Source organism: Shinella zoogloeoides (assembly GCF_020883495.1).
Taxonomy (GTDB): Bacteria; Pseudomonadota; Alphaproteobacteria; order Rhizobiales; family Rhizobiaceae; genus Shinella; species Shinella zoogloeoides.
Genome location: NZ_CP086610.1, coordinates 547,298 through 566,370, shown reverse-complemented (window position 1 = coordinate 566,370; position 19,073 = coordinate 547,298). Strand labels below are relative to the sequence as shown.

Sequence of the window (19,073 nt, the reverse complement as noted above, 5' to 3'; positions counted from 1 at the left end):
CGCTCAGCCTCCCGAGATTCTCAAGGCGTCAGTGGCGATCACCTGCTCCTCATCGGTCGGGATGACAAGGACGGTAAGACGACTGGCAGGACTGCTGATGACGGGACCGCTCCCGGCGTTCGCTCCAGGATCGAGATCAATGCCGAGCCACATCAGCCGGGTGCAGATATCAGCTCTGATCGTCGGCTGATGCTCGCCGATCCCGGCGGTGAATACGAGAGTGTCGAGGCCGCCCAGCGTCGAGGCAAGCCGGGCAATCTCACCGGCGACCCTGAAGGTGAACAGCTCGATTGCTTCCTTGGCTTGCTGCTCATCACTCTCCAGAAGCACGCGGCTGTCGGCGCTGATGCCGGAAGCGCCCAGCAGACCCGAACGGTGATAGAGGAGATCCTCGATTTCGCCGGGATCTCGCCCGGCCTTTAAGAGGTGTATGACCACGCCGGCGTCGAGCGCCCCGCAACGCGTCGCCATCGGCACCCCGTCCAGCGTCGAGAAACCCATGCTGGTGTCGCGGCTGACGCAGTTGTGCATCGCGCAAAGACTGGCGCCGGAACCGAGATGGGCGACGATGACCTTGCCCGCCGCCTGCTCCGGCCATTTGCTGATAAGCTGGTTGGCAATCGATCGATAAGAAAGGCCGTGGAAGCCATAGCGTTTGATACCCTCTTCGTAGAGCCGCCTCGGCAGGGCGAAGCGGCGGACGACCTCGGCATGCGTGCGATGGAAAGCCGTGTCGAAGGAGGCGGTCTGCCTGATTTCCGGACGAAGGCGCGCGATCGCCCGGACAAGGCGCAGCGCCTGGGGCTGATGGAGCGGCGCAAGCGGTATCAGCGCTTCCATCTGCGACATCGCCTGATCGTTGATGAGCACCGGTCCGTCAAACAAGTCACCGCCGTGCACAACGCGGTGGCCGATAGCGGCGATGCCGGACAAATCATAGTGCCAGGACAGCCGATCGAACGCTTCGCGCAAGACCTCGTCCAATTCTTCCTCCGCTTTGGCTTCCAGCTCGACATCGAAGCGATCCGGGCCTTCGGAAAGCTCGAAGCGCAACGGGGCCTTGCGGAAATCGATCATTCCCTTGCCGACTCGCGTGAGGCCACCGCCTTCAATGGCGAACAGGCCGATCTTGACCGTGGAGGAGCCGGCATTGAAGGTGACAAGCAGTTGCCGGCTCATGAGATGGCCCCCGCCCCGGGCACCTGGTTGCGGGCGACGAGCAGTCTTGCGAGCGTTGCCGAGGCGATGCGTGCCGAAAGCGGATCGGAGCGACTGGTCAGTACGATCGGCACACGGGCGCCGAGCACGATGCCAGCCGCCGTCGCCCCCGCGAAATAAATCAGTTGCTTGGCGAGCATGTTGCCGGCTTCAAGATCCGGCACGAGCAAAATGTCGGCCTCACCCGCGACCGGGGAGACAATGCCCTTCGTCTTCGCCGCATCAAGGTCGATGGCGTTGTCGAAGGCAAGCGGGCCATCGACACGCCCGCCCGTGATCTGACCACGCGCCGCCATCACTGTCAGCGCGGCGGCGTCGAGAGTCGACGGCATCTTCGCATTGACGGTCTCGACCGCTGCGAGCACCGCCACTCGGGGCTCATCGACGCCGAGAGCGCGAAGAAGGTCGATCGCGTTCTGGCAGATGTCGCGTTTCTGGTCGAGTGTCGGCTGGATGTTGATCGCGGCATCCGTGACGATAAGCGGCTTACCATAGGCCGGGACGTCGAACGCGAAGACATGGCTGATGCGCCGCTCCGTCTTGAGACCGGACCCGGTGGCGAGGACGGCGCCTAGAAGCTCGTCGGTATGGAGGCTGCCCTTGACCAGAACCGATACCGCGCCGCCGACCGCAAGTTCGACAGCGCGCGCGGCTGCGGCATGACTATGGGGAACGTCCTCGATCGCCATGTCGCCGAGATCGATCCCTGCGGCTTCGGCCGCGGCGCGGATCTTCGCTTCCGGCCCGACCAGCAGCGGGTCGAACAGGCCCTGTTGGCGGACCTCGACCGCAGCCAGGATTGCTCCGGCAGAGCATGGGTGGACGATGGCGGCCCGAACCGGAGGGAGGCGACGAGCTTCGGCAACAAAAGCTTCATATCGGCTTGCTCGCCGTGTATCCTGCAATGCGACGGAGGGTGTTGCGGTCCATTCGACCAACTTGTCGGGCGCGATCACCATGGCGTTACCAGTCAGGACAAGTTCCGCTGTTTGATTGGCGCAGATTGTCTCCAGCGCAACCGTCCGGTTTTCGGGGTTCTTGCGAACAACCCGCACGGTTGCCGTGATCGTGTCGCCGGAGGCGACCGGCTTCACGAAGCGAAAATCCTGTCCCAGATAGATCGTCCCTGGCCCCGGAAGCCTTGTGCCGATCACCAGAGAGACCAGCGCGCCTGTCCAAAGCCCGTTGGCAACGATATCGTTGAAGAACGTCGTTGCCTCCGCTGCCCCGTCACCAACTGCCGGCCTTTTGCCGAGCATCGCTGCCAGCAGATCGATGTCGGTATCACCTGCCACCCGTGTGAGGCTTGCGGTATCGCCAACCTGTAAATCGGCGAAGGTATGATTTGTCAGTAGTTTTTCCGCCATCGCACTCTCACTTCTGGAACACGTAGGCACCGGGCGCCTCGGCAATAGCAGGAAAGCCCCTCTCGGCGGCACCAAGCTGAGGCGGGGCTACCCGAACCTTACCTGAGTGCGCGGCAAGCCACGGCAGCCAGGCCTCCCACCAGGAACCGTTCCGGGCCTCAGCCTCTGCTGCCCATTCGCCGGGGCCAAGGCAGATGTCGACTGCCAGTCTGGTCGCGATGCGATAACGGCGACCGCGATGGCCCGGCTCGCTGACAATGCCTGCATTGTGCCCGCCGCTGGCGAGAACGAAGGTAACATCGGTATCGGCTAGCTGGTGGATCTTGTAGACCGATCTCCATGGCGCGACATGATCGCGTTCCGTTCCCACGACGAACATCGGCACGCGGATATTTTGCAGCGCCGCCGGACGGCCATCGACCATGAAGCGGCCGGTTGCAAGCTCGTTGTCGAGGTAGAGGCGTTGCAGATATTCAGCATGCATCCGATAGGGCATGCGCGTGGAATCGGCATTCCACGCCATAAGGTCGTTCATCCGCGTGCGTTCGCCCATGAGATAGTCGTGGACCAGTCGCGACCAGACGAGGTCGTTGCTCTTCAATATCTGAAAGGCACCCGCCATCTGGTCCGCCGACAGATAACCCCGATCCCACATCATGCTTTCGAGGAAATGCATCTGGCTCGGGTCGATGAAGAGCGCCAGTTCGCCGGGTTCGGAAAAATCCGTCTGGGCTGCGAAAAGGGTGAGCGTTGCCAGCCTCCCGTCGCCGGCGCGCCCCATCGCAGCCGCCGCGATCGCGAGAAGCGTGCCACCCAGGCAATAGCCCGTCGCATGGATCCTGCTGTCGGGAACGATGGCGGCGATCACGTCGAGCGCGGCCATGACACCCAAACGGCGATAATCGTCCAGCGTGAGATCGCGATCGTCTGCCCCAGGGTTTCGCCAGGAAACGGCGAAGACCGTGTGCCCCTGCCCGACCAGATAGCGCACCAGGGAATTCTCCGGCGACAGGTCAAGGATGTAGTATTTCATGATCCAGGCAGGCACGATCAGCACCGGCTCCGCCATAACGGTGTCGGTTGTGGGACTGTACTGGATCAGTTCGATCAGATGGTTTCGGAAGATGACCTTTCCGGGAGTGACCGCGACATCCCGCCCCGGTACGAACCCTTCCGTGCCCGCGGGCGGGCGACCGCCCGCAAGCCTGTTGATATCTTCGAACCAGTTCTGAAACCCCGCGAGGAAGTTTGCCCCACCAGTGGCGATGGTTTTGTTGATCACCTCGGGATTGGTGAACGGATTGTTGGATGGCGAGAACATGTCGAGCACTTGCCGCGCGGCGAAGGAGACCACGTCCTCGTGGTGAGGAGCGACGCCTGGCACCTCCCGTGTCGCATTGTGCCACCACTGCTGGGCGAGCAGGAACGCCTGAGCATAGGCCGCATAGGGGAGTTCCTTCCACGCCTCCCCGGTGAAGCGGTAGTCGCCCGGCAAGGGCTCGATGCAGCATGGAGTGTCGTCATCGAGACTGGCGGCGCAGAGATAACCCGACAGCCGGGCGCTTTTCCGCACGGCCTTGTCGGTAAGTTCCAGACGCTTTCCAGGCGCCGAGGCCAGATGGATCGACCAGTCGAACAAGGCCAGCGCCAGTGCCGCCGGAGAAAGCCCGCCAGTCATCCGCGCGCTCAGCGCCTCGCGCATCCGATCGATTGCGCGGTAGGTTTCCGTGTCGAAAGTGTCGTGGCGGGCGTCCGCCGCCTTGATGTCTCGCCGGCTCAAATCATTCATTGCGGCTCCCGACTGATCGGCACGGCGGTCGTCATGGTTTGACATCCCTTGTCTTCGTTCATGATGAACTCGACGACCTGGGAGACCAGAGCCATCAGTTCACGATCATTTCCACCACTCTGCAGCGCTGGCGTACCGATGACGTCACGAAGGATGCTGACGCCGGCCAGGAACGCGGCGACCATGGAGGCGCGCTGTTCGGACACAACCGGACATTTGGAAGCCATTGGCTTGACGAGCCCCTCGTCAATGAGTTCGCGAAAAACACGCGAAGCCTCGGGACTGGAAAAAGATCTAGCGAGGACGTCAAAAGATCGGATCTCGTTGGCGCCCTTCTCGGCTAGAACCTCTTTTGCCAACGTTACGTGTAACTCACTCGCCTCGCCGACCAGCCAGACCTCGGGACGAACGATTGCCTTGACAGCCTCCCGGAACAGCTTCTCCTTCGAACCGAAGGAACGATGAACATAGGCCATGTCGACACCGACATCGGCGGCAATGTCTCGCAACCCGGTTTCCTCATAGGAGTGGGTGGAGAAGCGAAGTATCGCGGCTTTCAGGATGCGCTCACGGGTGGTGTCTTCCGGGACGGGCCGGATCATTCGGTTGGGCATAATTTCTCCAAATAAACGGTTGTCCAGTCTATCGGCGCAACGAAAGGCAGTCAACAGCCGATGACCGACGCTGTGATGTGCTCTTCGTTTCGCGTTTTTTCACAAACTCGGAGTAATCGCGCCAAATTACCTTGAGAGAGGAGCGCTTGATCGCGAGTCATTAAAAATGTTCAAACCCTTGCTTTCGTTCAGCGCCGCCGGGTTGGTCGTTCCCACGCATTGGCCATGCTTTCGAGCGTCGCCGTCATCAGCGCTGCGACTGCGGTTCCGACGAAGGTCAGTGCCAGGCGGGTTAACGCTGCATAGGAAGGTTCCTGCGTGGTAAGGGCACCAACGATCAGTGACAGAGCGGCCGATGCGCTGAACTGGTAGACCATCGGAGGATGGCGGCCGATCATCATCATGGTGGCGAAATATAGCACCGTGAGAAAGACCAGACCGACCAGCATGAAGAAATGGGCGTTCAGGGTCATCAGGAACAGGGCGACACCCGCTGCGGATGCACCTAGCACCGTCGCAAAGATCCGTTCCCGGGCCTCTGCAAACAACTGCTCGCGTGTCGGGAAACACAGCACGAATATCGCGGCGATCGCCATCATCATGTTGGACATATCGATGAAGCTGTAGAGCCAGAAGCTGAGCCCGAGCAGGACGACCGCCCGGATGAGCGCCGATCGCACGTGATTGCCCGGTGCGGGCGTATATTCGTCGATCATTTTCTCCTGGGTAGCCGGCGGAATGAGGAGGTAAAGGACCGGAATCGCGATCAATGCGAGGATGCCCGCCTCGACCACCGAATCACTTAGGGCGTCGAGCGCAGTGATGGAGTTCATACCCAGGATAGAGGCGAGGCCAACGGACACCAGGATCAGCATCCCCATCGGGTTGCCGGTGCTCTGGATGAGATAGAACGCGACGAAATAGAGGCTGCCGACCGCGATCAGGAACGCCACCGGCCAAGACATGAGAAGGGTGAGCACGCCGCTTGCCAACCAAATCATCATGATGAGCGCCAGAGGACCTCCTATGGCTTTCTTCGGATCGAAGGCCTTGCGCATGCCGGCCATCAGGCCAAACGGCAGGGCCGCCATCAGCGCCGGCATAGAGGGCATGACAAAGGGTATCGCGCCCACCGAGATCACCGCAAGCAGCGCCATGCGCAAAGGAAAATTTGGGTCGTCGCGAAAGCTCGGCCGGGGCGAAACATACATGGCCCCACCTCAATACAGATAGGACAGAAGCGACTGGGCGCGGTGCAGGGCCATTGCGATCCACGCTGACGGATTGCTTTCGCCTGCGGCGTAGACCACGACGGTGGCCTTCGCGCCCACCCTGACGGTGCGAGGCCATTCCGAAAGCGCTCGATCGAGTTCAATGCGCACGGGAAACCGGCGGGCCGGCTCGAACCAGCGCGTTTCCGGCTCGTTCTGCACCAGACCGCTGGATGCGGTCCGTCCGGTATCGATGCCCCAGCCGACGCTGTGTACGGTCCCGGTAAAAATCTGCCCCGGCAAGGCATCGAAAAGCAGGCCCACCTTGTTGCCCGGCTCGATATTGGCGAGCTGGTTCTCGCGCATATCGGCCGTGATCCAGGCTCCCCTTCCGTCGATGAAGGTGAGAGCGGCCGAACCCGCGCTCACGTACTGGCCGACTGCTAGATCGAGATTCGTGACCACGCCGAGCGTCGGTGCCACGACCCGTGTGTAGATCAGGTCGAGCTGCGCCCTTTCCAGCTTGAGTCGAGCGGCCTTGATGCGCGGATTGCTGGCGCCCGCCGCCCCCAACTCGGCTTCCGCGCTAGACAGATCAGCCTCCGCCGCATCGACCTCCGCCTGCGCGACCTCGAGTTCCGCGCGAGATGCTTCCTCCTGCTTCCGCGCGGCAACACCACGCTGTACAAGGCTTTGCGTCCTGGCGTTCGAGGTCTTGGCGTTTTCGAATTTGGCCCTGGCCTGCGACACCTTGGCCTGTGCAGCGATCAGCGCCGCCGACGAGGCGTTGATTGACTGGGTCGCCTGTTCGAGTTCGACTTCCGCCTGCTGGACCGCGATCTCGAACGGGCGCGGGTCGACCACGTAAAGAAGATCGCCCTCCTGGACAATCGTATTGTCCTCAACGTGGACGCTGATTACCGGGCCTGAAACACGGGGCGCTAGTCGGGCAATGTAGCCGCTGACCGTGCCGCGGTCGGTATAGGGGGCGAGCTTGTCGGAAACGGCGTACCAGGCTACGAAGGCGACCATGAGCCCGATAACGAGCACGCCGACCCGGACTCCCGTCCTGGTCGGCCCCGCCTCGACCGGAGCGTCAGCCAACGCTTCGGGGGCACGGTCGGCGGGCCTGTCCTCAGAAGAGCCTGTCGGCAGGTCATGTTGGTTCTTATCATCCATTTTTTTCTCTTGGGGTTCGGACGAAACGTAGCCGGCGCTATCCTGCGAATATGGCGATCACGACCGCATTGACGAGGTCGATGAAGAAGCCGCAGACGAGCGGCACGACGATGAAGGCCCTGTGCGCCGCGCCATATTGCTGGGTGACGGCCGTCATGTTGGCGATGGCAGTGGCAGTGGATCCGAGCGTGATGCCTCCGAAGCTGGCAGATATCACGGCCGCTTCGTAGTCACGCCCCATGGCGGGAAAGACGATGAAAACCGTGTAGACGATCGTGAGCGCGATCTGCACCGCGAGCGCGGCGACGACAAAGGTGAAGACGCCGCTCAACTGCCACAGTTGCAGGCCCATCAGCGCCATCGTCAGGAACAGGCCGAGAGAGAGGTCGGACAGAAGCGACAATCCTTGTCGCACGCCGGGCCAGATGCGGGTGATGGCCGCCCCGGCTGCCAGCGGCATCAGATTGCGGATTGCAATGCCGGCCAGCAGGCAACTGACGAAGGTCGGGAGTCTGAAGCCCGTCAGCGCGATCAGGGAGTCGAGCGCCATGCCGAGCATGACCGCGACATTGAGCGCCAGGATCGCCCAGAGCAGGCAGAAATAGTCCATCTTCGGCTCCGGCTCCTCATGGGCGGCGCCGACGTCGATATCTGCGTCGCCCGAGGTGACGATTCCATTGCGGCGGATCAGCAGGGCGGCCATGGGGCCGCCGATCACACATGCCGCGATCAGCCCGACCGTGTTGCTGGCGATGCCGAGCTCCATCGCGTTGGCGATCCCGAGGTCCCCGACGAAGATCGGCGCCCAGGCGACCGTGGTGCCGACCCCGCCCGTCAGCGAGACGGACCCGACCATCAGGCCGGCCTTCGGATCGAGCCCGAACAATGCGGCGATCCCCATCCCCGTGACGTTCTGGATGAGCATGAACGCGGTTGCGAGCGCGAGCAGCACGATGAGCGGCCTGCCGCCCTGCAAAAGGGTGGCCGTATCCGACTTCAGACCGATGCTGGCGAAGAACAGCAGCAGCAGGTGGTCACGCACGCCGAGTTCGAACTGGATTCTCCAGCCCGCAATCCAGTAGGCCAAAGCCACTAGCAAGGCGCACAAAATGCCGCCGACAACAGGCTCCGGTATCGAGTACTTTCGCAGCACCGCGATGTTCATCGTCAAGATCTTGCCCACGATGAGGAGCAGGACCGCAATCGTGAAAGATAGAAAGGGGCTAACTTGAATCATCTTTTTCGGCGGACTTCCATTGATTGATTTCTGGCGGGACCATCCCTGAGCGTGCGCAGACAACCCATTCCAGTGGTGGCCTTTCGATTCCATGCGTTTGCAGAAGAGGCTCGGGTCATCGGCTTACTGCCGATCCGAGCGCGTTACCTGCCGCGCGGCCAAGTCTTTCGACCTGCTCGCCGATGCTGCGCCGCATAGTCGATTCGAAAACAGTGATCGGCGCACTGACGGCCACGCTCGCCGCTACGCCGACGGTCTGCGCTGCTTGCATCGCCCCCGCCCCGAGGTGGTCCCCCAGACCAACGTCGGCATCGATGCTCGCGTGTCTCGTCGCCGCCCCCAGCGCACCCACCTGCGTGACGCCTTCAACCGTGGCTCTGCTCGGAACCATTGTGTCCTGAGATCGGGAAGCACAGTCCGAAACAGGCAGCCAGCGTGTTATTGCGCGGCGTTTTCCGATCGTGTGGATGCCACTCATAGTTCCATCTCAATTCCTCGGACGAAGATATCGATGGTGCGTTCAAGGGCGGCCCGGTCTATCCCCGCGATCCCCGGCGGCGTCCGCTGAAGAACGGCCTGCCGCAGTTGCGGTATCATCGTGATGGACAGGAATATCTCCGCATCACGGGCCAGACCGGGTTCACTTGCACCGTGGTCGCGCAGCACGGCCATTACCTCCTCGCGGATCGGCGGCATTCCATACTGGCCGACGAGACTCGCCAACTTCGGAAACTGCCACGACTCGCCAACAACAACTCTTTCCAGGGAAATGATGAGCGGATCAGTCGCTACTTCTAGAATGCGCAACGACAAAGCCAGCAGCTTGTCCCGCGGAGTCTTGCCCGACAACTGCTCCGTGACGATATTCGATAGGCCCGTGTTTACAACATCGAGGACAATCGCTTCGAAAAGTGCGGCCTTGCCTGGATGGCGCGAATAAAGAGTCCGCTTGGAAATTCCAATTTCCGCGGCGATCGCGTCCATGCTCGTCTGCGCAAACCCGTCTCGCAGGAACAGCTTGCGCGCAGCCGCCATGATCCGGGCCGATATGCGTTCAGACTCCGCCGGTGTCGGCCGTCCGCCGTGGTGGCTCGCCACACGCGCATGATTGATCTTGTCGGTCGGCGTCATTGAAGCGCTTTTTGCTACGTTGCCTTATGAACAGGGATTGGCAGGGAATGCCTCCGGAGACGGAACATTCCTTCAGATGCCGCTCCTTGACGAGCTGGCTAGTTAAACGATACGGTTTCGTTTACTTTGTTTTATATAGAATTTCAACCGTTTTGCATCCGGGGTTTACGGCTTGGGTGCGGCGATCGCGAATCGCTCTGCGCCGCACAGACATAAGGAGAGCTGCATGGCAGCATTGAACTCATTGAAGCTCACTCGGGACGATCTCGAACGTCTGCGATCGAGATGGGAGGTGCTGAGCGGCGCAGGCATCGCCCTTGCGGCAGTTGGAGTACTGGCGCTCGCCAATGTCCTCACGGCCAGTTTTCTTCGTCGGTGCGATGATGCTCGTCGGAGGCTCCGTGCAGGTCATCTGCGCCTTCAACGTCAAAGGTTGGAGACAGTTCGCCGGCTGGCTGCTGATCGGTGCCTTTTACATCGTCGCCGGTCTGTTCGCATTTGCCAACCCGCTTCTCGCCTCGACGATCCTGACGCTGCTTTTTTCTCTGAGCATCATCACGGCGGGCGCTATGCGTATCGTTACCGGCTTTGCGTTGCGACCCGCGCAAGGATGGGGCTGGCTAGTGCCGGCGGGTATTATTGCATTCGTCGCCGGGGCGATCGTGATTGCCGGATGGCCTGTCAATAGCCTGTGGCTGATCGGGGCGCTGCTGGCGTTCGATCTCCTTTTCAACGGCTTGGCCATGATCATTTTTGCCTTTGCGCTGAGGCGGCGACCACAGTCACCCGCTTGAGTTTCTTTCGCCACCTTTGGGAGGGCGCGTGCCATGGGGAGACAATGAGCGACCGCGTCAGGCCAGACCTCGCCCTCACGACCGAAAGCCGCTCACGCTCGCGTGTCGGCCGTGCCTTGCTGGCCCTCGCCGTCATGTCGGTATCGATCTGGAGGATGCTGGCGATCTGGCATCAGGTTGAGCCACCATTCACCTGGCCCTCCCTAGCAGCCGCTGCGGCGGCAGCGCTCGCCATCCTTGTCGTTGGAAGGCGCCGGCGGCTGTCGCCCTGGCTCCTGCTCGTCCTCGAAGTCTTCATCATCGCGGTCTGGTGGAGTTCGATCACGCCATTGAATGATCGCAACTGGGCGGCCGATGTGGCTCATGGCGTGACCGGCGAAATCAGCGGATCGCAGGTGACGCTCCGCAACGTCCGGAACTTCGAATGGCGTAGCGCCGAGGACTTCATGCCGCGCTGGGAGACGCGCCGCTACGACCTTAACGAAATCGGCCAAGTTGATCTGATCAGCTCCGTATGGGCGAACCCCGCCATCGCGCACACCCTGATCAGCTTCGGCTTTTCCGACGGCCGGCATCTGGTGTTCTCTGCCGAGATCCGGCGGGAAGAGCATGAGTCGTTTTCCGAAATCGGCGGATTTTTCCGCGAGTTCGAACTGGTCATGATCGCGGCAGAGGAGAACGACATCGTCCGCTTGCGCACCAATATCCGCAAGGAGGAGGTTTCCCTTTTCCCTCTCGAGGTGACACCCGAGCAGGCCAGGGCGCTGTTCCTGTCCTATCTCGGAAAGGCGAATGAACTGGCCGCCGAACCACGATTCTACCACACGATCACGACCAACTGCACGACGGTGATCTTCCAGCTGGCACAGCTTCTGGAGCCGCGCATTCCCACGGACTGGCGCATCCTTTTCTCGGGCTATCTTCCCGACTATCTCCATGATCTCGGGGTCATCCGGACAGATCGTCCGCTACAGGAACTGAAACGGGAGGCCGTGATCAGCGACATCGCCCGGCAGACCTCTTCCTTGGCCGACTACTCCCGAACCATCCGCTCACGACAAATCGGCGTCCACCGTTGACATTCTAGTCATCGAGTGATGATATGCTCGCGATTTCAAGACAAGCGTTGATGAGGCTGGGGCGAGTAGCAGTTCTTCACGCAAACACTCTGGTGAGCCATGAAGAACGTGCAAAAAAACCCGTCTACGACGAGCTTTCTATTAGGTTTGAATCTCGAGACCACAAGGCAGATTAGTTGCAGGCCGTGCGAAGGCAGCAGAGCGCCGCGACGGCTCATTCTCACCCGACTTCCACGCTCTCTCGATTATCGCGCGCAATCAATCGCTCGTTCGCACCCGGGAAAGGAAGCGGGACCGTCTCGTGTTTACCCGAGCGCCGCTTTCCGTGACCAACACAGGGTCTTTTCCATGACAATGAAATTTCGCATGATGACCTCAGATAGTCTCCATAGCCATCCGCGGTACGCTCGTGCGGCCGCTCCGCAAGGGGAGGTCCGCGCGTGAAATCGCTCAAGAACTGGATAGTCGCGATCGTCGTCATTGCCGTGGTCGCCGGAGCCTATTACGGCTTGCGCATTTATGATGCATCGGGGCTGCCGGCCGGGATCGCCGGCGGAAACGGTCGGATCGAGGCCACGGAAATCGATATCTCCACGAAGACCGCGGGCCGGATCAAGGAGATCCTGGTCGAGGAAGGCGCATTCGTGAGCGCCGGTCAGGTGCTCGCTACCATGGACACACAGCAGCTGGAGGCTCAGAAAAAACAGGCCGAAGCCTCGCTGCAGCGCGCCGTCATCAGCGTCGATACCGCAAGAAGCCTTCTGTCCCAGCGCCAAGCGGAGCGTGAAGCTGCCGCTGCGGTCATCGGCCAGCACGAAGCCGAGCAGGAGGCTGCCGAGCGGAAACTCGCACGCACCGAGCAACTGATCAGAACCAATACGACATCGCTGCAAACACTTGATGACGACAGGGCATCGGCACAGAGAGCACGGGCAGCCGTCGCGGCTGCGAAGGCTTCACTTTCCGCCTCCGATGCTGCCATCGGTGCCGCCAAGGCCCAGATCACTGATGCAGAAGCTTCTGTCGTGGCCGCCCAGGCGGCCATCGAAAGCATCGTTGCGGATATCAATGACAGCACGCTGAGATCACCCCGCGAAGGGCGCGTACAGTACCGCGTAGCCCAGCCGGGCGAAGTGCTGTCGTCGGGAGGCCGCGTCCTCAACATTGTCGACCTGAGCGACGTTTACATGACTTTCTTCCTGCCAACCGAGCAAGCGGGCCGCATTCAGATGGGATCTGAGGTTCGTCTGGTTCTCGACGCCGCTCCTCAATACGTCATACCCGCCACCGCAAGCTTTGTGGCGGACGTCGCGCAATTCACCCCCAAGACCGTCGAGACCGAGGAGGAACGCCAGAAGCTGATGTTCCGCATCAGGGCGAAAATATCGCCGGAACTGCTGCGCGAGCACATTCAGTACGTCAAGACGGGGCTCCCCGGGATGGCCTATGTCCGCATTGCGCAGGATGCCGAATGGCCTGCACATCTCACCGAGGCCCTGGTGAAATGAGCAGCCTGTCGTCGGGAGTGCACGACGCGCAGGAGCCCTCTGCCGCAGTGGTAAGAATTAAGGACGTCAGCCTGTCTTACGGCAAGACGCGCGCCCTTGATGCTGTCAGCCTAGACATTCCCGCCGGCATCATGGTCGGGCTGATAGGCCCGGACGGCGTCGGAAAATCCAGTCTGCTCAGCCTGATTGCGGGCGCCCACAAGATCCAGGACGGCCATATTGATGTGCTAGGCGGCGACATCGCCGACAAGAAGCACCGCGACCGGACCTGCCCGCAGATCGCTTACATGCCCCAGGGTCTCGGAAAGAACCTCTACCCGACACTGTCGGTGTTCGAGAACATCGAGTTTTTCGCGCGCCTGTTCGGCCAGGACAAGCGCGAGCGTGAACTCCGCATCGACGACCTGCTCCGGCGTACCGGGTTGGCCCCCTTCCCCGACCGCCCGGCCGGCAAACTGTCGGGCGGTATGAAGCAGAAGGTCGGACTTTGCTGCGCCCTGATCCACGACCCGGATCTGCTGATCCTCGACGAACCGACGACAGGCGTGGATCCCCTGTCACGCAGGCAATTCTGGGAGCTGATCGACGATATCCGCCGCGACCGCCCGTCGATGAGCGTCGTCGTCGCGACCGCCTATATGGAAGAGGCGCAGCGCTTCGATTGGCTGGTTGCCATGGATGACGGCAAGATCCTTGCCACGGGTACGCCGCAGGAGTTGCTCGCCCGCACCGGAGCGGCCAATCTCGATGCCGCCTTCGTCGCCCTTCTTCCTGAAGAAAGGCGTTCCGGTCACCACGAGGTGGTCATACCGCCCCGATCCGATGAGGGAGGGTCGGACTTCGCCATCGAAGCCGAACACCTGACCATGCGTTTCGGCGACTTCACCGCCGTCGACAATGTCAGCTTCCAGATTCCGCGCGGCGAAATCTTCGGGTTCCTCGGCTCGAACGGCTGCGGCAAGACCACGACCATGAAGATGCTCACCGGCCTCCTGCCGGCGAGCGAGGGAACCGCAAAGCTGTTCGGCCACGAGGTCGATCCGAAAGATATCGAGGTCAGGCGGAAGGTCGGCTATATGAGCCAGGCCTTCTCGCTCTACACCGAGCTTACGGTTCGCCAGAACCTCGACTTGCACGCCAGGCTCTTCAACCTGCCGCCCGATAAAATCCCGGCGCGCATTGCAGACATGGCCGAACGTTTCGACCTCGATGAAATCATGGATACGTTGCCGGATGCGTTGCCGCTCGGCATCCGGCAGAGATTGTCGCTCGCCGTAGCGATGATCCACGCGCCCGACATTCTGATCCTGGACGAACCAACATCGGGCGTCGATCCGGTGGCGCGCGACGGGTTCTGGCAGATCCTCTCCGACCTGTCGCGCAAGGATGGCGTGACGATCTTCGTTTCGACCCATTTCATGAACGAAGCCGAGCTTTGCGACCGTATTTCACTCATGCATGCCGGCAAAGTGCTTGTCAGCGACACGCCACGCGGCATCATCGAAAAGCGTTCAGCTGGGACGCTGGAGGAAGCCTTCATTTCCTATCTGGAGGAGGCTATCGGCGACAAGACTTCACCTGCGTCCGCCCCAATCGCGCAGCGTGAAGAGGCGGATGAAGCCGCCGCGCCCCCGCCGGCTTCATCCGCCAGCTCGACTTTCAACCTACGCCGTATGCTCGCCTATACGCGGCGGGAATCGCTCGAATTGCGCCGGGATCCGATCCGCGCGACGCTCGCCATTCTCGGCAGCGTCATTTTGATGTTCGTCGTGGGCTTCGGCATCAACATGGATATCGAGAACCTGTCCTTTGCCGTGCTCGACCGGGACGACACCACGATCAGCCGCGACTACACACTCCAGATCGCCGGATCCCGCTATTTCACGGAGAAGGCGCCGATCGTCGATTACAACGACCTCGATCGACGCATGCGCAATGGCGAACTCAGCCTCGCACTGGAGATCCCGCCAGGCTTCGGGCGCGATGTCGCGCGGGGCACCAAGGTCGAAATCGGCGCCTGGATCGACGGTGCAATGCCTTCGCGGGCCGAGACTGTGCGGGGTTATGTGCAAGGCATGCATCAGACATGGCTCACCCAGAAGGCACGTGAACTCTATGGCGACGCGGCAACCACCGGCACCTTCCAGATCGCCCTTCGATACCGCTACAATCCGAGCGTCGAGAGCCTCAAGGCCATGGTGCCGGCCGTCATCCCGATGCTGTTGATGATGATCCCCGCCATGCTCGCCGTTCTGAGCGTCGTGCGCGAAAAGGAACTCGGCTCTATCATCAATTTCTACGTGACGCCCGTCACTCGGGTGGAGTTCCTCCTCGGCAAGCAGTTACCCTATACCGCGCTTGCCATGCTCAACTTCTTCATGTTGACGGCCTTCGCGATCTTCGTGTTCCGGGTGCCGGTGACAGGCAGCTTCCTGACGCTGACCGGTGCTGCACTTCTCTACGTCACGGCGGCGACCGGGCTGGGACTTCTCATTTCCACCTTCATGAGCAGCCAGATCGCTGCGATCTTCGGGACCGCGCTGATCACACTCATTCCGGCCGTCCAGTATTCCGGAATGATCGATCCGGTCTCCTCCCTGGAGGGGGCCGGCGCATTTATCGGACAGATCTATCCGGCGACCTACTTCGTCACAATCGCCCGCGGTACGTTCTCCAAAGCGCTGGAGTTCCGCGATCTCGCAGCGTCCTTCATCCCGCTCCTGATCGCTGTCCCGGTTCTTCTCGCCAGCAGCGCGGCGCTCCTCAAGAAACAGGCGGGGTGATCCATGCGCTTGGCCAATATCCTTCAACTCGGCGTCAAGGAGCTACGCGGTCTCGCCCGGGACCCTATGCTTGTCGTCCTTATCCTCTATGCCTTCACCCTGTCGATCTACACGGCCTCGACCTCGATGCCCGAGACGCTCAACAAGGCAGCCATCGCCGTCGTCGACGAGGACCAGTCGCCTGTCTCCTCCCGGATCCTGACCGCGTTCTATCCGCCTTATTTTTCCATTCCCAAGATCATATCGCAGCATGAGATGGACAGTCGCATGGATGCGGGGCTCGACACCTTCGCCCTCGACATTCCCCCGAATTTCCAGCGTGATCTGCTTGCCGGTCGAACGCCGACGATCCAGCTCAATGTCGACGCCACCCGCATGTCGCAGGCCTTCAGCGGCGGCGGCTATATCCAGTCCATCGTTTCCAGCGAAGTCAACGAGTATCTCGACCGCTACCGTGGAACCACCGAGGTTCCTGTGGATCTCGCTCTGCGTTCTCGCTTCAACCAGGAGCTCAACAAGGGTTGGTTCGGCGCCATTTCCAATGTGATCTCATCGATCACGATGCTTTCGATCGTGCTCACGGGCGCGGCGCTCATACGTGAACGCGAGCATGGCACCATCGAGCATCTTCTCGTGATGCCGGTGACGCCGACAGAGATCATGCTGAGCAAAATATGGTCGATGGGGCTGGTCGTGCTTGTTGCCTGCGCCGTGTCGATCGTGTTCGTCGTGCAGGGGGTTCTTCAGGTGCCGATCCAGGGTTCCGTCGGCCTTTTTCTGGCGGGTGCAGCGTTGCAGCTCATCGCCACCACATGCATGGGAATTTTCCTTGCCACCATCGCCGGCTCGATGCCGCAGTTCGGCCTGCTGCTGATGCTGGTCCTGCTTCCTCTTCAGGTCCTTTCGGGCGGCCTCACACCGCGCGAAAGCATGCCGCAGATCATTCAGGACATCATGCTCGCGGCGCCAAACACCCACTTCGTGATCCTTGCACAATCGATCCTGTTTCGCGGCGCGGGCCTCGATGTGGTCTGGCCACAGCTGCTGGCTCTCGTGCTGATCGGCGCGGCGCTCTTTGTGTTTGCGCTCCGCCGCTTCCGAACCTTCTTGCAATAAGTGAGGCCGCGGTGATCCGCGCAGCCTTATCCAGGTAATCGATCGAAATACAGCAGCGATTTATTCGAACGGGAGGTTTGTCGTCATGCAAGGACTTATGAAAGCTGCAATTGTTCATGAATTCGGAAAGCCACTGTTGATCGAAAACGTTCCGATACCCGTACCCGGCCCGGGCGAACTGCTGGTGAAAGTGGCCGCCTGTGGCGTGTGCCACACCGATCTGCATGCCGCCTCCGGCGACTGGCCGGTCAAGCCATCCCTGCCCTTCATTCCCGGCCATGAGGTAGCAGGCACCGTCGCGGCACTCGGTCCAGGTGTCACGGACTTTGTAATCGGCGATGCCGTCGGCATCGCATGGCTCCATGACGCCTGCATGCGGTGCGAACATTGCGAAACCGGCTGGGAGACGCTTTGCAAGCATCAACACAATACGGGCTACAGCTGCGATGGAGGCTTCGCGGAATACGCGATTGCCAATGCTGCATTCGCCGCAAGACTGCCTGACGACGTTGATTTCGCGGCGGTCGCGCCTATTCTCTGCGCCGGGGTCACGACTTACAAAGGGCTCAAGGAAACCGAAGCGCGACCCGGGCAATGGGTCGCAATCTCCGGCATCGGCGGCCTGGGCCAGGTAGCCATCCAATACGCCAAAGCAATGGGACTGAAGGTCGTTGCACTGGATTTGGCGTCTGAGAAGCTCACATTGGCCAGAAGAACCGGAGCCGATCTGGCGCTTGACGCGCGGTCCCCGGACGCCATCGCCGAGGCCCTCGAAGCAACAGGCGGCGGAGCACACGGAGTGCTCGTCACCGCGGTATCGCCTCCGGCGTTCTCGCAGGCGCTCCAGCTCGTTCGACGAAAAGGCACCGTTGCTTTGGTCGGATTGCCGCCAGGCGAATTCGCGACCCCTATTTTCGATGTCGTCCTGAAGCGCATAACCGTGCGGGGCTCAATCGTCGGCACGCGCCGGGATCTTGACGAGGCCATCGCCTTTTTTGCCGAAGGCAAAATCAAGGCTCAGGTCACGCCGGCGCCGCTTGAGGACATCAACCGGATATTTCAGGAGCTGAAAGCCGGCCGCGTCGACGGCCGTGTGGTTCTCGACATGACAGGCAAGGCAGCCTGATCAGTTTGGCGCTGCGGTTTTTGAAAAGGGGTTAGACATGATCACATCCGACATCATGACGCGGGACGTTGCCACGATCAGTGTGGATGCTCATGTGCGTCACGCTGTTTCAGTCATGCTGGAGCGTGGCGTCAGCGGTCTGCCGGTGACGGATAGCGACGGAAAGCTCGTTGGGATCATTACGGAAGGCGATCTGATGTCCCGCAAGGAGATCGGAAGGTCTTTGCTCGATCGGCAGGACCATCCGATGACCGATGAGAACGATCTTAAAAATTACATTCATTGCAACAGCTGGCGCGTTGGTGATGTCATGTCCCCGGAAGTTGTGACAGTAGCTGATACCACCTCCTTGGCGACGGTGACCGAGATGATGCTGAGCCGCAACATCAAGCGTATTCCGGTAACGTCCGACCGTGCGGTTATCGGGATCGTCAGCCGCCGCGACCTTTTAAAGGCGACCTCCTTTTCGGGTATCGAACACATTGCGCGTGGAGACGAAGGTATCAGGCTTGCAGCTTCGGCGCGTATCCGCAATGACCTCGGATTTGATCCGGAAAGGCTGAAGATCGACGTGCACGGCGGGACGGTCGCGGTCACCGGAGTACATTTGACAGATCTTCAACTCCGGGCCGTGAAATGTGTCATCGAGGGCATACCGGGTGCGAGCTTCTCCGGCAAACCGACTTGATATTGTCTTCGCCCAAACCGATGTTGATCGATATCTACGCTTGGCATCCGGTATACCTTACCTGACTGCGCCGGATATCGAAGCGCGGCTCCTTTCCCAGAATTCGGTCAGCAAGCAGACAATGCAGCGCGAGATCGTTGACCGACGCTTTGGTTGAACACAACAGCCCAGGAATCAGCCTTCGGGAAAGTGCCATAGCGTTGAATTCTACTAGTCATCATCTGTTGACTCAG

15 protein-coding genes are annotated in these 19,073 nt (G+C 60.8%); 7 read left to right on the top strand and 8 right to left on the bottom strand.

What is annotated here, in order from left to right; all coding sequences use genetic code 11:
* Positions 1 to 3: 3 nt before the first annotated feature.
* The 8 genes from K8M09_RS02775 to K8M09_RS02740 form a co-directional block, all read right to left on the bottom strand.
* Entirely contained in the window at positions 4 to 1,179 is a 1,176-nt protein-coding gene (locus K8M09_RS02775; RefSeq protein ID WP_009450493.1) for an acetate/propionate family kinase, read from the bottom strand.
* Positions 1,176 to 2,585 carry a bifunctional enoyl-CoA hydratase/phosphate acetyltransferase gene (locus K8M09_RS02770; protein ID WP_160787892.1) on the bottom strand — a complete coding sequence of 470 codons (1,410 nt, stop codon included), beginning with the start codon at positions 2,583 to 2,585 and terminating at the stop codon, positions 1,176 to 1,178. Before K8M09_RS02770 ends, K8M09_RS02775 begins: the two co-directional genes overlap by 4 nt.
* A 7-nt stretch (positions 2,586 to 2,592) precedes the next feature.
* Positions 2,593 to 4,374 (bottom strand): PHA/PHB synthase family protein, encoded by a 1,782-nt coding sequence (locus tag K8M09_RS02765; protein WP_160787893.1) that lies wholly within the window; start codon positions 4,372 to 4,374, stop codon positions 2,593 to 2,595.
* Complete coding sequence (locus tag K8M09_RS02760; RefSeq protein ID WP_229342110.1) at positions 4,371 to 4,988, bottom strand: TetR/AcrR family transcriptional regulator; 618 nt, start codon at positions 4,986 to 4,988, stop codon at positions 4,371 to 4,373. Before K8M09_RS02760 ends, K8M09_RS02765 begins: the two co-directional genes overlap by 4 nt.
* Before the next feature lie 188 nt (positions 4,989 to 5,176).
* The gene (locus K8M09_RS02755; protein ID WP_160787894.1) at positions 5,177 to 6,199 is read right to left on the bottom strand and encodes an FUSC family protein; all 1,023 of its coding nucleotides are present in this window, start codon (positions 6,197 to 6,199) and stop codon (positions 5,177 to 5,179) included.
* A gap of 9 nt (positions 6,200 to 6,208) precedes the next feature.
* Positions 6,209 to 7,378 carry an HlyD family secretion protein gene (locus K8M09_RS02750; RefSeq protein ID WP_009450498.1) on the bottom strand — a complete coding sequence of 390 codons (1,170 nt, stop codon included), beginning with the start codon at positions 7,376 to 7,378 and terminating at the stop codon, positions 6,209 to 6,211.
* A gap of 37 nt (positions 7,379 to 7,415) precedes the next feature.
* On the bottom strand, positions 7,416 to 8,543 hold the full coding sequence (gene gltS / locus K8M09_RS02745; RefSeq protein ID WP_324256110.1) for a sodium/glutamate symporter: 1,128 nt from the start codon (positions 8,541 to 8,543) through the stop codon (positions 7,416 to 7,418).
* Positions 8,544 to 9,089: 546 nt separating this feature from the next.
* Positions 9,090 to 9,746: a TetR/AcrR family transcriptional regulator gene (locus tag K8M09_RS02740; protein WP_009450501.1), complete on the bottom strand. Its 657-nt coding sequence runs from the start codon at positions 9,744 to 9,746 to the stop codon at positions 9,090 to 9,092.
* 401 nt (positions 9,747 to 10,147) lie between these two features.
* Between K8M09_RS02740 and K8M09_RS02735 the strand changes: the two genes are divergently transcribed.
* The 7 genes from K8M09_RS02735 (at position 10,148) to K8M09_RS02705 (ending at position 18,840) form a co-directional block, all read left to right on the top strand.
* Entirely contained in the window at positions 10,148 to 10,540 is a 393-nt protein-coding gene (locus K8M09_RS02735) for an HdeD family acid-resistance protein (RefSeq protein WP_206366707.1), read from the top strand.
* A 44-nt stretch (positions 10,541 to 10,584) separates the two neighbouring features.
* Positions 10,585 to 11,619 carry an Lnb N-terminal periplasmic domain-containing protein gene (locus tag K8M09_RS02730; protein ID WP_160787895.1) on the top strand — a complete coding sequence of 345 codons (1,035 nt, stop codon included), beginning with the start codon at positions 10,585 to 10,587 and terminating at the stop codon, positions 11,617 to 11,619.
* A 440-nt stretch (positions 11,620 to 12,059) separates the two neighbouring features.
* On the top strand, positions 12,060 to 13,127 hold the full coding sequence (locus K8M09_RS02725) for an HlyD family secretion protein (protein WP_160787896.1): 1,068 nt from the start codon (positions 12,060 to 12,062) through the stop codon (positions 13,125 to 13,127).
* Positions 13,124 to 15,910 (top strand): ribosome-associated ATPase/putative transporter RbbA, encoded by a 2,787-nt coding sequence (gene rbbA / locus K8M09_RS02720; protein WP_009450505.1) that lies wholly within the window; start codon positions 13,124 to 13,126, stop codon positions 15,908 to 15,910. The genes K8M09_RS02725 and rbbA overlap by 4 nt, the downstream gene beginning before the upstream one ends.
* A gap of 3 nt (positions 15,911 to 15,913) precedes the next feature.
* On the top strand, positions 15,914 to 17,026 hold the full coding sequence (locus K8M09_RS02715; protein WP_009450506.1) for an ABC transporter permease: 1,113 nt from the start codon (positions 15,914 to 15,916) through the stop codon (positions 17,024 to 17,026).
* An 85-nt stretch (positions 17,027 to 17,111) separates the two neighbouring features.
* Positions 17,112 to 18,152 carry an alcohol dehydrogenase AdhP gene (gene adhP / locus K8M09_RS02710; protein ID WP_040672457.1) on the top strand — a complete coding sequence of 347 codons (1,041 nt, stop codon included), beginning with the start codon at positions 17,112 to 17,114 and terminating at the stop codon, positions 18,150 to 18,152.
* Positions 18,153 to 18,189: 37 nt separating this feature from the next.
* Entirely contained in the window at positions 18,190 to 18,840 is a 651-nt protein-coding gene (locus K8M09_RS02705) for a CBS domain-containing protein (protein WP_009450508.1), read from the top strand.
* The last annotated feature ends 233 nt before the right edge of the window (positions 18,841 to 19,073 follow it).

Bases quoted from the DNA above. Each gene is read 5' to 3' on its own strand.
- K8M09_RS02775 (WP_009450493.1), bottom strand. From the start codon at position 1,179: ATGAGCCGGCAACTGCTTGTCACCTTCAATGCCGGCTCCTCCACGGTC.
- K8M09_RS02770 (WP_160787892.1), bottom strand. From the start codon at position 2,585: ATGGCGGAAAAACTACTGACAAATCATACCTTCGCCGATTTACAGGTT.
- K8M09_RS02765 (WP_160787893.1), bottom strand. From the start codon at position 4,374: ATGAATGATTTGAGCCGGCGAGACATCAAGGCGGCGGACGCCCGCCAC.
- K8M09_RS02760 (WP_229342110.1), bottom strand. From the start codon at position 4,988: ATGCCCAACCGAATGATCCGGCCCGTCCCGGAAGACACCACCCGTGAG.
- K8M09_RS02755 (WP_160787894.1), bottom strand. From the start codon at position 6,199: ATGTATGTTTCGCCCCGGCCGAGCTTTCGCGACGACCCAAATTTTCCT.
- K8M09_RS02750 (WP_009450498.1), bottom strand. From the start codon at position 7,378: ATGGATGATAAGAACCAACATGACCTGCCGACAGGCTCTTCTGAGGAC.
- gltS (WP_324256110.1), bottom strand. From the start codon at position 8,543: ATGAACATCGCGGTGCTGCGAAAGTACTCGATACCGGAGCCTGTTGTC.
- K8M09_RS02740 (WP_009450501.1), bottom strand. From the start codon at position 9,746: ATGACGCCGACCGACAAGATCAATCATGCGCGTGTGGCGAGCCACCAC.
- K8M09_RS02730 (WP_160787895.1), top strand. From the start codon at position 10,585: ATGAGCGACCGCGTCAGGCCAGACCTCGCCCTCACGACCGAAAGCCGC.
- rbbA (WP_009450505.1), top strand. From the start codon at position 13,124: ATGAGCAGCCTGTCGTCGGGAGTGCACGACGCGCAGGAGCCCTCTGCC.
- K8M09_RS02715 (WP_009450506.1), top strand. From the start codon at position 15,914: ATGCGCTTGGCCAATATCCTTCAACTCGGCGTCAAGGAGCTACGCGGT.
- adhP (WP_040672457.1), top strand. From the start codon at position 17,112: ATGCAAGGACTTATGAAAGCTGCAATTGTTCATGAATTCGGAAAGCCA.
- K8M09_RS02705 (WP_009450508.1), top strand. From the start codon at position 18,190: ATGATCACATCCGACATCATGACGCGGGACGTTGCCACGATCAGTGTG.